This is a genomic window from Rhodobacteraceae bacterium S2214, assembly GCA_025141675.1.
Taxonomy (GTDB): domain Bacteria; phylum Pseudomonadota; class Alphaproteobacteria; order Rhodobacterales; family Rhodobacteraceae; genus Yoonia.
Window position 1 is genome coordinate 1,969,159 of the sequence record CP081161.1, and the last position, 14,633, is coordinate 1,983,791.

Below are 14,633 nucleotides of genomic sequence, written 5' to 3' on the forward strand. Positions count from 1 at the left end.
CAGGCGGTTTGTTTTCTGATCGTTTAATGTATACCTAATCTAATCAGCGGCCGAATGTCGCTCGGCGCGAAGAGTAATACAAATGTCATCGACCACTCCGACCCACACTATCAAAGGCCATGTGAAGTGGTTCGACCCTACCAAGGGTTTTGGCTTTATCGTGCCCGAAGACGGCGGCAAGGACGTGCTGTTGCACGCAAACGTGCTGCGCAACTTTGGGCAAGGCTCTGTCGCGGATGGTGCCGAAATTGAAATCGAAGTGCAGGAAACAGATCGTGGCCTGCAAGCCGTTAGCGTTGTTGATATCGCCGTCGTCGTAGATTCGATTCCCCCGCTACGGGATATGGAAGAACTATCGCCCGAAGATATCGCGAAAGTCACGATTGAACCTGCACGGGTGAAATGGTTCGACAAAGCCAAAGGATTTGGGTTTGCAAATGTCTTCCGCGACCCTGAAGATGTCTTTGTCCATATAGATGTGCTGCGTCGCTCTGGTTTGGCCAATTTGCAGGCCGGTGAAGCGATTGGTGTGCGTCTTTTCAATGGTGAACGTGGGCGGATGGCGATTGATGTGGTGACGTGGGACAACGTGAGTTGATAAAAAGATGTGCGGCAGCGTTGCTGCTGGTGTGCTTTGGGGCAGGGGCTGCGTCTGCGGCTTGTTCTGAAGACGTGGTGCGGGTCGTTGGCGATTTTGGTCAGGCAAACTTCAAAGTTGATGTTGCCGATGATGATCAGGAACGCGCGCAAGGATTGATGTTTGTTGAAAGCATGCCAACGCTTGGGGGCATGCTTTTTGTTTATGATCAGCCCGGTCATGCGACTTTCTGGATGCGAAACACACTGATTCCGTTGGATATGTTGTTTATCACGCCCGCAGGCGTGGTGTCCCATATCCACGAGAATGCGATTCCTGGCGATGAGACTACGATCGACGGCGGTAAAGGGATTCTTGCCGTGCTGGAGATCAATGGCGGCTTGTCATCACGGTTGGGAATTACAGAAGGGGCTATGATTCAGCACCCGTCTTTTGGCGCGGATTCCGTGTTACCTTGCCCAAAATAAAAAATCTTCATTTTGTAGAATTTAGGGGTTTTCAATCCCGATCGTACCCTCTAAATCAAGCCTCAGTCGGGGCATAGCGCAGCCTGGTAGCGCATCTGTTTTGGGAACAGAGGGTCGGGAGTTCGAATCTCTCTGCCCCGACCACTTCACAAAATTTGTGACAAACGAGCCGGTCGCCTTCATGGCGGGCCGGCTGTTTTGTTTGTTGCGCCGTGGCGAATCTGCACAGCTACCAAATGTTGTGTGAGTAGGGTGCCGAACCGATTCTCACGGAATCGCCTGACAGCGGCGTTAAAGCAAAAGATGAGCCCTCGGGGCTAAGTCAGCCAGTTCATTAAACTTCTTCGGTTCGTCTTTTCCACAGGTCCGGTTAACCTTCTGTGGAGAACTCTGAGGATGAATCGGGGAAGTGTTTCCCGCCCTTTTTCAAACTCAGTCGTCAACTGCTTTAATCTACATATAGTGGTAAAAAATCCGTTGACCCCCAAGGGGGCGATGCGCCAGATTGTGCGAGTTGCTAACGACCACACAATATGTGGTGTTGGGGATGGGGAACGGGCAGAAGCTCATACAATTTGTGGACTTACAGGCTGAAAACTTAGGTTTTCGTCACTGGAATCGGTCGGCCCATCGCCAAGGCACGCAGACATGCGGATCCGTTGTTTGGATTCGGGACTAGGGACAGGCCGCAACGACGGCGCACATTACGGGGCAGACGCGATGAGAATCGAACGCAATTTCACCAAAGCCGGCCAAGACGCATATGATGCTGTGGCATTTAACACGACGACGTCCGAAATTCGGAACCCGGACGGCACAATCGTTTTCAAGTTGGACAATTGCGAGATTCCTGACGGCTGGTCCCAAGTCGCGTCAGACGTCATCGCCCAGAAATACTTCCGCAAGGCTGGCGTTCCTTCAGAAATGAAGAAGGTCAAAGAAAAGGGTGTTCCAGAATTTCTATGGCGCTCTGTCCCGACTAAAGATGCGACATTTGGCGGTGAAACATCGGCCAAACAAGTTTTTGACCGTCTTGCAGGCGCATGGGCGTATTGGGGCTGGAAGGGCGGCTACTTTACGAATGAAGAAGATGCCCGCGCTTATTTTGACGAAATGCGCTACATGTTGGCGACACAGCGTGCCGCACCAAATAGCCCGCAGTGGTTCAACACAGGCCTGCACTGGGCTTACGGTATCGACGGTCCGGCCCAAGGCCACCACTATGTCGACTACAAGACCGGCAAACTGACAAAATCAACATCTTCTTACGAACACCCGCAGCCGCATGCCTGCTTCATTCAGTCCGTTGCTGATGATTTGGTAAACGACGGCGGCATCATGGACCTGTGGGTCCGCGAAGCGCGCCTGTTCAAATACGGCTCTGGCACAGGCACCAACTTTTCCTCGCTGCGTGGCGAAGGGGAGGCCCTGTCCGGTGGTGGTAAATCGTCCGGCCTGATGGGTTTCTTGAAAATCGGTGACCGTGCAGCTGGTGCGATCAAGTCCGGTGGGACAACGCGCCGTGCCGCCAAGATGGTCATCGTCGATGCGGATCACCCAGATATCGAAGATTTCATCAACTGGAAGGTCATCGAAGAGCAGAAAGTTGCGTCCATCGTTGCTGGTTCCAAGATGCACGAAAAGTTCCTGAACGCGATCTTCAAAGCGATCAAAGACTGGGACGGCAAAGAAGCGGATGCCTACGATCCGAAGGTGAACTCCAGCTTGCAAACTGCTGTTCGCGAAGCGAAAAAGGTTGCGATCCCTGAGACGTATATCAAACGCGTTTTGGATTATGCAAAGCAGGGTCACACGTCGATTGAATTCCCGACCTATGACACCGACTGGGATTCAGAGGCCTATTCTTCTGTGTCTGGTCAAAACTCTAACAACTCTATCCGTGTCACAGATGCGTTCCTGAAAGCTGTCGAAAATGACGACGACTGGGACCTGATCAACCGCCGTGACGGTGAAGTGCAGCGCACAATCCGCGCACGTGATTTGTGGGAACAAGTTGGTCACGCCGCATGGGCCTGTGCCGATCCGGGCATCCAGTACCACGACACCGTGAACGCGTGGCACACATGCCCAGAAGACGGTGCAATCCGTGGATCAAACCCGTGTTCCGAATACATGTTCCTCGATGATACGGCATGTAACCTCGCGTCTATGAACCTGCTGACATTCTACAAGAATGGCGAGTTCCAAGTCGAAGACTACATGCACGCCACACGTCTCTGGACTGTGACGTTGGAAATTTCCGTGATGATGGCGCAGTTCCCGTCGAAGGAAATCGCGCAGCGCTCTTACGATTTCCGCACGTTGGGTCTGGGCTATGCGAACATCGGCGGTTTGCTGATGAACATGGGCTACGGTTATGACAGTGACGAAGGCCGTTCTATGGGGGCCGCGTTGACAGCGATCATGACGGGCGTGTCTTATGCGACATCCGCTGAAATGGCGGGCGAGCAGGGGCCATTCCCGGGTTATGCGAAGAACGCAGAGCACATGCTCAAAGTCATCCGCAACCACCGCAACGCCGCATACGGCAATACAGACGGCTACGAAAAGCTGGACGTGAAACCTGTGCCTTTGGACCAAGCGAACTGCCCTGATCAGCGCTTGATCAAACTGGCTGAAGGCGCATGGGATGAAGCGTTGAAGCTGGGCGAAAAGCACGGTTACCGCAACGCGCAGGTATCTGTGATTGCGCCAACTGGTACGATCGGTCTGGTGATGGATTGTGACACAACCGGTATCGAGCCTGACTTTGCGCTCGTGAAGTTCAAAAAGCTGGCTGGCGGTGGTTACTTCAAAATCATCAACCAATCTGTGCCTGCGGCGTTGGATACACTCGGCTATGGCTCTGCCCAGATTGAAGAGATCATTGCGTACGCAGTTGGTCACGGTTCCATCGGCCAAGCCCCTGCAATCAACCACACATCCTTGATCGGTCACGGTTTTGGCCAAGCCGAGATCGACAAAGTGGAAGGCGCGCTGAAAGCCGCGTTCGACATCCGCTTTGTGTTTAACCAGTGGACCTTGGGCGAAGAGTTCTGCACCAAAACGCTTGGCATCCCAGCCGAGAAGCTGAACGATCCGACCTTCGATCTGCTGCGCCACTTGGGCTACACAAAAGCCGAAATTGACGCAGCAAACGATCACGTCTGCGGGACAATGACGCTGGAAGGCGCGCCGTTCCTCGAGGAAAAGCACCTCAACGTGTTTGATTGTGCGAACCCATGCGGCAAGAAGGGCAAGCGTTACCTGTCCGTCGACAGCCACATCCACATGATGGCCGCGGCGCAATCGTTTATCTCCGGTGCGATTTCCAAGACGATCAACATGCCAAACGACGCGACCATCGAGGACTGCCAGAAAGCCTACGAACTGTCTTGGTCCTTGGGTGTGAAGGCGAACGCATTGTACCGTGACGGATCAAAGCTGTCCCAGCCATTGGCCGCTGCCTTGGTCGAAGACGATGATGAGGCGATGGAAACGTTGGAAAGCGGGTCCATGCACGAAAAGGCCGCTGTTCTCGCCGAGAAGATCGTCGAAAAGGTGATCATCAAGGAAGTTTACAAAGAGCAAGAGCGCACCAAAATGCCTGAACGCCGTAAAGGCTACACACAGAAAGCCATCGTTGGTGGTCACAAGGTGTACCTGCGGACAGGCGAATACGAGGGCGGCAAGCTTGGTGAAATCTTCATCGACATGCACAAAGAGGGTGCCGGTTTCCGCGCCATGATGAACAACTTCGCCATCGCGGTGTCTGTTGGTCTGCAGTACGGTGTGCCGCTGGAAGAATTCGTCGACGCGTTCACATTCACCAAGTTCGAACCGGCTGGCATGGTTCAGGGCAACGACAGCATCAAGAATGCGACGTCGATCCTTGACTACATCTTCCGCGAACTGGCTGTGTCCTATCTTGACCGGACCGATCTGGCCCACGTCAAACCGGAAGGCGCGTCTTTCGATGATATCGGTCGCGGCGAGCAGGAAGGTGTGTCCAACGTCACAGCGCCATCCGATGCCGCAGCGTCCAAGTCATTGGAAGTGTTGAAACAGATCTCGTCTACCGGTTACCTGCGCAAGCGGATGCCACAAGAGCTGATCGTGCTGAACGGCGGCGGCGGTGAGACTGCAAAAGCCCCGGGGGGCGAAGGTGATCTAGCGGTCGAGACTGTTGTGACGGAAACATCAACCGTGGCCGTCGCCACCAGCATGGACGCCCGTAGCAAGGCAAAAATGCAGGGGTACGAAGGCGAAGCTTGCGGCGAATGCGGCAACTATACTCTGGTGCGCAACGGGACATGTATGAAGTGCAACACCTGTGGCGGTACGTCTGGGTGTAGCTAAAACTATCGGCGCCGAATCTTTGCGAAGATTCGGCGCTTTTCGAGACCCGGGGTGGGTGCGCTCACCCCCGGCGCGGATCGGGCCGCAGGCAAAAAACATTGAGCGGTATAATCACGAGCCCGATAAGCGAAACTAACGGGGTCCCTGCGGGGGCCCCTTTTTTACGGCCGCCGTCCGAAGGAGAGGGGTGTGATTTCTGCGTCAGCCCTTGTGGCGCGACTTTTTGTCTGCGACATCCAAGACCATGAGATTAAAGAACACGGTCACTCTCCATCCAGACGAGACTACGGCGTCGTTTGTTTCCCGGTTAGCAATCGCCAATGGGGTTTCAACAATTGCGGATGTCTTGATGGACGCTGAGCTGACCATGGCCGGGTTCTTGAAGGGGGACCCGAAGGTCTTCAGAAAGATCTCTGATCTTTCCGGTGTCGCGATTTGCGACCCGACGAGACAGCCATGCGTGCCAACTGGAATGTCTCGCTACTAACTCCTTGGTCATGACTTTGGAAAGCAACATCTCTTGCGGGGCGAAAGCCGGGTTTGCCCAGCGTGCCTTCTTAGCGATACCGACATGCGGCTCACGTCTGGTGCGATGACGAAAACCTATATTCGGACGCTATGGGTGATTTCGTCGGCGCGGGTCTGTCCGGTTCACAAGCTTGCTTTAATCCCACCGCCAGAAGATTCTTCCAAACATGAATTTGTAGATGCCTGGCTGCCTTGGATGTTTGAAGTGGTGGAGGGTGAACTCGACCAGAAGATTATTTGGGGTGGTCTGTACGATGACCACGTCGTTCGCCGGCTTAACGGCGACCATCCCGAAGGATGGGCAAACAGCTTCCCCATCGGGGCATTGGGCGCGATTTGCGAGGTGTTGGGGGGCTCTGTCATCCACGGGAAGACCGCCACTTTGGGCCGGCTCTCGCAAGAAGAACTAGCGATCGCAACATCTGCCGGGTCTGCTATGTTGAATGCTGGCCCCTCCGAAGTACGTTCTTATTTCGAACGCTTAAGAACGCACCCGGGAAAGCCACAAGACAGGCCGCAAGCGCGCTATGGCCGGATTTACGATTGGCTGAAACGGGGGACAGAGAGCGGCCCTGAGTTTGAGCCTCTAAAAGATCTGTTGCGGCATCATATTCTGGAAAATTGGCCATTTGGGGGCCGGAGAACAGGCGCTGGACCACACTTTGACTGAGCGACGCCTCCATTCTATCCGGACGGCGGCAACGGCCAATGATCTGCACCCGAAACGATTGCGCCGCATCTTGGCTGACGCGGGCATCATACAGAACAGCAATCTGGCTGACTTTGAGATCATCTTTGACGCAGCGAAGGCGCGTGAGATCCTTGAGCAGGCAAGTGGTTCAGTTGCGTTTACTGCGGCACAAAAGAGATTGGGTTTGACCCGTGGCCAAATAGAAACGCTGATTAAGCCCGAGATTCCGATCCCGGGTGAGGGGGGCAATCTCGCGCGCCCAAGGTTCACTGAGGCGACAATCGTATCGTGGCTGGAGATGTTTGAATCATTTCCTGAATCTGAGAAGTGGGAGACGTTGACCACCATCGCCGATGCGGTTCGAAAGCACGGGGCATCCACTGATCGTATTTTGAAGCTCATCCTGGAAGGCCGCGCTAAGAAAGTCTTCCGGCTGAAAGGACAGAGTAACTTTTCCGCGATCCTGATCGACAAATGAGAAGTAGCTATGCTTTTTCGATGCGACGAGGATACCGAAAGCGCAGTATTGAGTTACGGCACAAAGGGCGGAAACCGGAAATTCGCTGCAACAAAACTAACTAAAGCGGAAGGGTGAAAAGCGGTCATTCGCAAAGGTTTCGAAAGGAAAAGTGATCCGACCAAATAGCGCTCGGGTGAAGAGCGCAGCGCAAATTTGTTTTCTTCCAAGGTCGGTCGTTTCGTATCTAAATCCGAACGGGTAGGCATGGGAGGTAACACCGTCTGTTCTATATACACTATCTATACAACTTTCTTTTGAGATAGGCCCTTCGAACGCTTCGTTAATGGGGAGCCTAAATCAGCACCAAATGGCGCCACATTGATTGCGTCAAAGCAGTCACCAGGACTCTCGCAACATGGAAAACACCTCTGACAGCATCGGGCCGTCTTTTCGACGATCCAAGGCGACGAAACAAAGACAAGCCGGCACCGAGACCGCGTTACAAACTGCAAGGCCAAAGGATTGCTTTTGATGCAGCGCAATGGAGTCGCGGCACAGGCTCAGGCCGATGCCCGACCGCACCATCTCTAACATCGAGGCCTCTTGGTCGACACGGGCCACGACACCCAGACGATCAGCCGGATTCGTGTAAACCTTTGAAAGCAAGCGATAGTGAACGGATTTTTCGGGGGTCCCAATCCAAGGGAGTTTTGCCAATTCCGACCAATCGGCGTTCTCAATCTTGTTTTGCCAGCCAACCGGACCAATCACGCGGTAAGTGAAATCAGCCAATTTAATCGCATGTATCGGATCTTCGCTGTCTTGCCCCAGTTGGTCGAGGTCATCAGGCCCACACAGATAGAACCCTGCATCAATCTGGCCGCGCTTGAGCCATGTCATAACATCGCCGCTGACCCCGTGGGTCAGTTCGGTTTCGATATCAGGATGTTCGGCGCGCAGACGTGCCAACACCCGACCGAGCCGGATGAACTCGGGGTCAACGATCGTCCCGATCCGAAGCTTGCCACTGATGCGGCCAGATCGTTGGCGGGCACTGCGCTGAAACTCTTGCATCGCGTTTAGAACCTGTTCGGCCTTCGCCAGAACCGCCGCCCCGTCATGGCTAATCTGTAACCCTGTAGAGGTCCGGTTGAACAAGGCGATCCCGGTCTCTTCGCCAAGCCGTTTCAATTGATGGCTGATGGCTGGCTGTGTCAGGTTCAACACCTCGGCCGCGCGGGACACGCTGCCTTCACGGGCGACGGTCACGAAAGCCAAGATGCTGTTAATATTTGAAAACCGATCCATATAAAAATTACTAATATTGGTCTGTGGTATTTGTCATTAGGTTTTTACGGTCATGTCGCCCAAAGGTCTTGAAAGGCGCGTTCAGGGAGGGGGCGTTTTTCGATAGCCGCAGTTTGCTTACGCAGCAAAACGCTAAAGCGTCGATCACTCACTCCAGGTTAGCCGCGACAGCAAAGCTAAATGGATGGGGGACAACATGTCCGGTGAATTTGACTATATCGTGATCGGTGGTGGGTCTGCCGGCTGCTTGATGGCCAACCGTCTAAGTGCTGATCCCGCGAACAAGGTCCTGTTGCTGGAGGCGGGTAAGCCGGACAACTACCATTGGATCCACATTCCCGTCGGCTACCTTTATTGCATCGGCAACCCGCGTGCCGATTGGATGTATAAGACCCAAGCCGCTAAGGGCCTGAATGGGCGCAGCCTGCTATATCCGCGCGGTAAAACACTGGGTGGCTGTTCGTCGATCAACGGCATGATCTACATGCGCGGGCAAGCGCGGGATTATGACAAGTGGGCCAAGCTGACGGGCGAAGAGGCTTGGAATTGGGACAACTCTCTATCCGATTTCAAATCGCATGAAGACCACTACAAGCTCGACGATGGTGCCGATCCGAAGACAGGCGACAATAGCCGTTTCTCGGATATGCACGGCACGGGCGGAGAGTGGCGGGTTGAAAAGCAGCGCCTCAATTGGGCGGTTTTGGACAGTTTCTCTGATGCGGCCGAGCAGACCGGCGTTCAGAAAACCGATGATTTCAACGGCGGCGACAACGCAGGCGTCGGGTATTTCGACGTCAACCAACGATCCGGCTGGCGTTGGAACACGTCCAAGGCGTTCCTACGCCCTGCCAAGCGGCGCAAGAACTTGACGATCTGGACCGAAGCGCAGGTTGAAAAGCTGACGTTCAAAAAGGCAGATGGCGCGACGCGTTGTGTCGGGGCCATAGTGCATCGCGCCGGATCGCCGGTGTCTTTGACCGCTCGTAAAGAGGTTGTCTTATCCGCTGGTGCCGTGAACTCGCCGCAAATTCTGCAACTGTCCGGCGTTGGCCCTGCGGCCCTGTTGAAAGAGCACGGAATTGATGTGGTGCTGGATCAGCCCTTCGTTGGGGAAAACCTGCAGGACCACCTCCAAATTCGTGCGGTGTTCAAGGTGAAGGGCACCAAGACCATGAACACGCTGGCCAATTCCATGGTCGGCAAGGCGAAAATCGGTCTGGAATATCTGTTCAAACGCTCTGGCCCGATGAGCATGTCACCCAGCCAGTTGGGGGCCTTCACGCGCTCTGACCCAAGCCGCCCCCATGCCAACCTCGAATACCACGTGCAGCCCCTGAGCCTTGAGGCGTTCGGTGACGATCTACACGATTTCCCAGCGATGACCGTCAGCGTGTGCAACCTGAACCCGACCAGCCGCGGGACGGTACGGATCGCGTCGGGGAATTTTCGCGACGCACCAGAGATTTCGCCGAACTATCTGGACACCGAGGACGACCGCAAAGTCGCCGCCGACAGCCTGCGCCAGGTCCGCGAAATCATGGCCCAACCTGCGATGCAGCCCTATGCGCCCGAGGAATACAAGCCCGGTGTTCAGTATCAAAGCGACGAAGAACTCGCACGGCTTGCCGGTGACATCGCCAGCACGATTTTCCACCCAGTTGGCACGGTTAAAATGGGCAGCGTCGATGATGAGACGGCAGTTTTGGATCCGCACCTGCGCGTCAAAGGCATCGACGGTCTGCGCGTGGTGGATGCCTCGGTGATGCCGGAGATTGTCAGCGGCAACACCAATTCCCCGACCATCATGATCGCCGAGAAAGCCGCCGGCTGGATTCTCTCCGGCCAATAGGCCGCCCCCTAAACTCGTTTCCTATCTGAGGTTGCCCCATGCGTAATTCGTTTTCCAACTTGCCCCTTACCGGCGTCAAGGTTGTTGATTTTGGCCAGTATATCGCAGGCCCCGCCGTCGCAATGTTGCTGGGTGATCTGGGTGCCACGATCGTGCACATCGACCCGCCGGACGGCTCCATGTGGGACAGTCCTGCCAATGCGACGCTGAACCGCAACAAGGTTATCGTGAACCTTGATTTGAAAACCGACGACGGGTTGGAGAAGGCCCGTGCGCTCTGCGCCGAGGCTGACATTATCGTCGAAAACTTCCGCCCCGGGAAAATGGCCAAGCTCGGGTTCGATTTCGCCACAATGCGGGAAGAGCGCCCCGAGTTGATCACCATTTCCGTGCCTGGTTTTGCCTCTAATGATGAGGAGCGGCGCGAGCTGCGCGCCTATGAAAGCATCGTGTCTGCCAGTTCGGGTGTATTCACCGATATGGGGTTGAACCGTGTTTTGATGGGGCTGAACCCGTCGTTCTCTCCGCTGCCTTTGGCTTCGGCCTATGCTTCGCAGATCGCTGCCTCTGCCACGGTTCTGGCGCTGCAATCGCGTCAGGTCACGGGGCTTGGCGACCAGATCGAAGTGCCGCTCGCGGCTGCTGTTATGGAAGGGCTGTGCTACAATTCGATCCACGTTGGCCAAATGCCGGAACGCTACCTGACACAGCGCGAGACAGAGATCGAACGCCGCCGCGTCGAAGGTCTGCCGATGAATGTCAGCTACGAAGACCTGCAAGAACTGATGGACCCGTTCTTTCGCAGCTACATGTGCAAAGACGGCCGCGGGTTCTATGTTGTCTGCCCGAGCCACAAGAACCACGCCCGCCGCTGTCTTGAGGTGCTGGGCATTTACGACGAACTCGTCGAAGAGGGTCTGACGTCTGAGGAAGACACCTATAAGCCGTGGTCGCAGTGGGAGAGCCGGACGTCGTTGGGCGTGTACCCTATGCCCAAGGATTGGGCGGACAAGATTTCTGCGCGGATGAAAGAGGTCTTTATGACCCGCACCTCGCACGAGTGGAAAAAGATGTTTGGCCGTGGGCTGATCCCCGGTGCGCCGCAACGTTGGTTGCAAGAATGGGTGCATGATGAATACGCCGAGACCTCTGGCCTGATGATCGATGTTTGGGATCCAGTTTACGGCGAGATGACCCAGCCCGGCCCTGTGGTCTGGATGGAAGAAAGCGGCGAAGAAGCGCTTCAACCGGCACCGCGCCGTTGGGTAGACTTCGACGAAGCGCTGAAGATTCTCAAAAAGCACCGGACGGAAATCCCTGATGAGTCCGAGGCCGTGGATCAAGAGGCATGGCTGACGGGGGTGAAAATCCTCGACCTTTGCAACGTGATCGCGGGGCCGCATTCGGCCAGTTATCTGGCGCGTTTCGGGGCCGAGGTGATCAAACTAGAACCCGCCGATCCGATGTATGACAGTTGGAATACGGTGATTTATGGCATGTCGCAGATGCGCGGCAAACGCTCGATCCTTGCGGACATCACATCGCGCCACGGGCGGCAGGTGTTCGAGGATCTGGTGAAATCTGTTGATGTGATCGTCTGGAACGCGCCGGACAACCAGATCAGGAAGGTCGGGCTTGATCCCGAAAACCTGCGCAAGCTCAACCCCGATGCGCTATTCTGTAAGCTGGATTGTTTCAGCGGCGTGCGGCGCGGGGCGCGGACGGATTACATCGGCTATGACGATCTGGTGCAGGCCACCACGGGCATCATGTTACGCTTTGGTGGCGGAATGGATCGCCCCGAAGAACACGCCCACGTCGGCACCATTGACGTCATGTGCGGCTTTGGCGGTGCCTTGGGCGTTGCGGCGGCGCTCTATCAGAAATACCGCTTTGGCCGTATCGGGCGCGGGCGCACGTCGCTGTCGTCTAACAGCGGGCTGCTACAGGTGCCCTTTGCCTTTGACTACAAAGGCCGGGGGCTGTTTGATGAACCATCCGGCCCGGAAACCAGCGGCTATGACGCGTTGACGCGTTTTTACAGTACCGCCTCGCGCCATATCCTGCTCTCTGCTTATGAACATGATTTGCCGCTGTTTCGAAACGTCGAGGGGCTAGAAGAACTTCCCGATCTTGAAGAAGACGAGCGCGCGGCCTTTCTGGCAACCGCCTTCCAAGCGCAGCCTGCGAATGAGTGGGTCGAACGTTTGCAGGCCGCCGATATCGGTGCCGTAATTTGTGAAAATCTCGACTCCCTGCGCGCGATGAACCTGCGGGATGCCGACGGCACAGCGGGCACTGAAAACGGCAGCTATTCCTTCTCTCATTATCCGGATCATCCAAGCGGCCACAGCGTTATCCAGCTTGACCCATACGCCGTGCGCACAGCCCGAGGGGCCGTTACAGCCGTGACGCCTGCCGAAAAGTTCGGCACCTCAACCCGCGCGATCCTGCGTGAATTGGGTTATGCAGAGACCGCCATCGAGGCGATGATAAAGTCAGGCAATCTAAGCGAGTCCTGGAGTGAGGAATATTTGCCGAGCTAACCAACGGGCGGGTTTGTCGTTTCTGGCATCTATCCTGATACGCGGCCCCGCTAAACCGAGGCAAGATAGACAAAGTAGGGCACGCGGCGATTGCCAGCGTGGGAGGACCAAGTCTATCTGGCATGCACCCGCCATTTAGGAGGAAACATGGCACATAAACCCCCATTGATGGAACTACCCATCCAAACCGCTGATCGCGGCTTTTACGCTGGCTTCAGCAAAGATGTTGCGATCACGTCGAAGATTCTGATCGCGGCCCTTATCGTTTGGGCCATCGCGGTGCCAGAAACAGCCGCAACGATCCTCGGAGACATGAACGGTGCGCTCCTTGCGGCATTCTCAAGCTGGTACATCTACGTCGTTGCCCTGTTTTTGATCGTCTGCGTCATTCTGGCCCTGATCCCAAGCACAGGCCGCTTGAAACTTGGCCTTGAAGGCGACACGCCCGAGTTTTCCAATTTCTCTTGGTTCTCGATGATGTTCGGGGCGGGGATCGGCATCGGTATGCTGACGTTTGCAACCGCCGAACCGATGTATCACTTCGCCACGAACCCCAATGTTATCATGGGCGAAGCGGGTGCATCCGGCGCTGACAACGTCACCAATGCCTACCTTTGGTCGTTCCTGCACTGGGGCTTTTCGGCCTGGGCGTGCTACGCGATTGTGGGCCTGTCGCTTGCGTATTTTTCCTATCGTCGCAATCTGCCACTGACGATCCGCTCGGCGCTGACGCCGCTGTTTGGTGAGCGGATGTCGGGTATCCTTGGGCACATCGTTGATGTTGTTGCCGTTGTTGCGACGATTTTGGGTGTAGCACAGACGCTGGGTTTTGGGGTTGAGCAGTTCGTCTCGGGCTTGCACCGCATTGGCCTTGGCGATTGGTTGATCGATGCAGCAACAGGCAAACCATCGACGGCAGGTGTCATTACGGCACTTCTGGTCATCATGGGCGCATCGACATTGTCCGCGTTGTCTGGCGTTGGCAAAGGCATCAAATGGCTCTCCAACATCAACATGGGCCTCAGCTTTTTCCTGCTGGCGTTCTTCTTGCTCTTTGGGTCAACGTTCTTCGGGCTGACCGCGCTGCTTGAAGGCTTGATGGCATATATCGTTCAACTTCCTAAGTTGCTTTTCACCGTCTGGTCATCTGACGGCGTTGACGGCAGCGAAGCCGCACAACTTGCCAGCTGGCAGGGTGGTTGGTCCGTGTTCTACTGGGCATGGTGGATCGCATTTGCACCCTTCGTTGGCGTCTTTCTGGCGCGTATCTCTCGCGGTCGATCCGTTCGGGAGTATGTCTTGGGCGCGATTCTGATCCCGTCTGTGATGTGTTTTGTCTGGTTCACAATTGTCGGCGGCACGGCGATTGACCTGACCTTGAACGGCGGCGCAGGTGATGCGATTTCCGGCGCGGGTCAGCAGAACCAGCTTTTCGCGATGCTCGACTTTATCCTTGGCTCCGGTTTGGCGTGGATGATGGCTGTGATCGTCGTTGTTTTGTTGCTTACCTATTTGGTGACAACAGCTGACTCTGCGATCCTGATCGTGAACACGATCAACGCTGCCGGCGCAGAAGAGCCTTCGGGCCGTCCTCACATCCTGTTCTGGGGCTTGGCGTTGTCTTTGGTTGTTGGTGGTCTGCTGATCGCTGGCGGCGTCGGGGCGATCCAATCCGCGATGGTGATCGGCGCTTTGCCATTTTCGGCCGTCATGGTTTTGATGTGCGCCTCGCTTGTGAAAGCGATCGTCAAAGACGGCATTCGCGAAAAGAACGGCGTGCAGTCCGTTCACACTGAAAGCTAACTAAAACGGGGCCCATGCGGC

9 protein-coding genes and 1 tRNA gene are annotated in these 14,633 nt (G+C 55.5%); 9 read left to right on the forward strand and 1 reads right to left on the reverse strand.

What is annotated here, in order from left to right:
- Nucleotides 1–82 precede the first annotated feature (82 nt).
- From K3729_09850 to K3729_09875, 6 genes are all read left to right on the forward strand, one after another.
- The gene (locus K3729_09850; protein UWQ97792.1) at nt 83–598 is read left to right on the forward strand and encodes a cold shock domain-containing protein; all 516 of its coding nucleotides are present in this window, start codon (nt 83–85) and stop codon (nt 596–598) included.
- 77 nt (nt 599–675) lie between these two features.
- Complete coding sequence (locus K3729_09855) at nt 676–1,065, forward strand: DUF192 domain-containing protein (GenBank protein UWQ97793.1); 390 nt, start codon at nt 676–678, stop codon at nt 1,063–1,065.
- 67 nt (nt 1,066–1,132) lie between these two features.
- Nucleotides 1,133–1,209 (forward strand) — tRNA-Pro (locus tag K3729_09860).
- A gap of 576 nt (nt 1,210–1,785) precedes the next feature.
- A complete protein-coding gene (locus tag K3729_09865) occupies nt 1,786–5,424 on the forward strand; it encodes a vitamin B12-dependent ribonucleotide reductase (protein UWR01007.1) in 3,639 nt (1,212 codons plus the stop codon).
- A 520-nt stretch (nt 5,425–5,944) separates the two neighbouring features.
- The gene (locus K3729_09870) at nt 5,945–6,622 is read left to right on the forward strand and encodes a TniQ family protein (GenBank protein UWQ97794.1); all 678 of its coding nucleotides are present in this window, start codon (nt 5,945–5,947) and stop codon (nt 6,620–6,622) included.
- On the forward strand, nt 6,615–7,121 hold the full coding sequence (locus K3729_09875; GenBank protein ID UWQ97795.1) for a hypothetical protein: 507 nt from the start codon (nt 6,615–6,617) through the stop codon (nt 7,119–7,121). The genes K3729_09870 and K3729_09875 overlap by 8 nt, the downstream gene beginning before the upstream one ends.
- A gap of 378 nt (nt 7,122–7,499) precedes the next feature.
- Here K3729_09875 and K3729_09880 read toward each other — a convergent pair whose 3' ends face one another.
- Nucleotides 7,500–8,411: a LysR family transcriptional regulator gene (locus K3729_09880; protein UWQ97796.1), complete on the reverse strand. Its 912-nt coding sequence runs from the start codon at nt 8,409–8,411 to the stop codon at nt 7,500–7,502.
- A 184-nt stretch (nt 8,412–8,595) separates the two neighbouring features.
- Here K3729_09880 and K3729_09885 point away from each other — a divergent pair, with 184 nt between their 5' ends.
- The 3 genes from K3729_09885 to K3729_09895 all read left to right on the forward strand — a co-directional run bounded on the left by K3729_09885 (nt 8,596) and on the right by K3729_09895 (nt 14,612).
- Nucleotides 8,596–10,263 carry a GMC family oxidoreductase N-terminal domain-containing protein gene (locus K3729_09885; protein ID UWQ97797.1) on the forward strand — a complete coding sequence of 556 codons (1,668 nt, stop codon included), beginning with the start codon at nt 8,596–8,598 and terminating at the stop codon, nt 10,261–10,263.
- 38 nt (nt 10,264–10,301) lie between these two features.
- Nucleotides 10,302–12,809, forward strand: a complete 2,508-nt coding sequence (locus K3729_09890; GenBank protein ID UWQ97798.1) for a CoA transferase — start codon at nt 10,302–10,304, stop codon at nt 12,807–12,809.
- 147 nt (nt 12,810–12,956) lie between these two features.
- Nucleotides 12,957–14,612, forward strand: a complete 1,656-nt coding sequence (locus K3729_09895; GenBank protein ID UWQ97799.1) for a BCCT family transporter — start codon at nt 12,957–12,959, stop codon at nt 14,610–14,612.
- The last annotated feature ends 21 nt before the right edge of the window (nt 14,613–14,633 follow it).

Coding starts and splice junctions, on each gene's coding strand:
- K3729_09850 (UWQ97792.1), top strand. CDS start 83: ATGTCATCGACCACTCCGACCCACACTATCAAAGGCCATGTGAAGTGG.
- K3729_09865 (UWR01007.1), top strand. CDS start 1,786: ATGAGAATCGAACGCAATTTCACCAAAGCCGGCCAAGACGCATATGAT.
- K3729_09880 (UWQ97796.1), bottom strand. CDS start 8,411: ATGGATCGGTTTTCAAATATTAACAGCATCTTGGCTTTCGTGACCGTC.
- K3729_09885 (UWQ97797.1), top strand. CDS start 8,596: ATGGGGGACAACATGTCCGGTGAATTTGACTATATCGTGATCGGTGGT.
- K3729_09890 (UWQ97798.1), top strand. CDS start 10,302: ATGCGTAATTCGTTTTCCAACTTGCCCCTTACCGGCGTCAAGGTTGTT.
- K3729_09895 (UWQ97799.1), top strand. CDS start 12,957: ATGGCACATAAACCCCCATTGATGGAACTACCCATCCAAACCGCTGAT.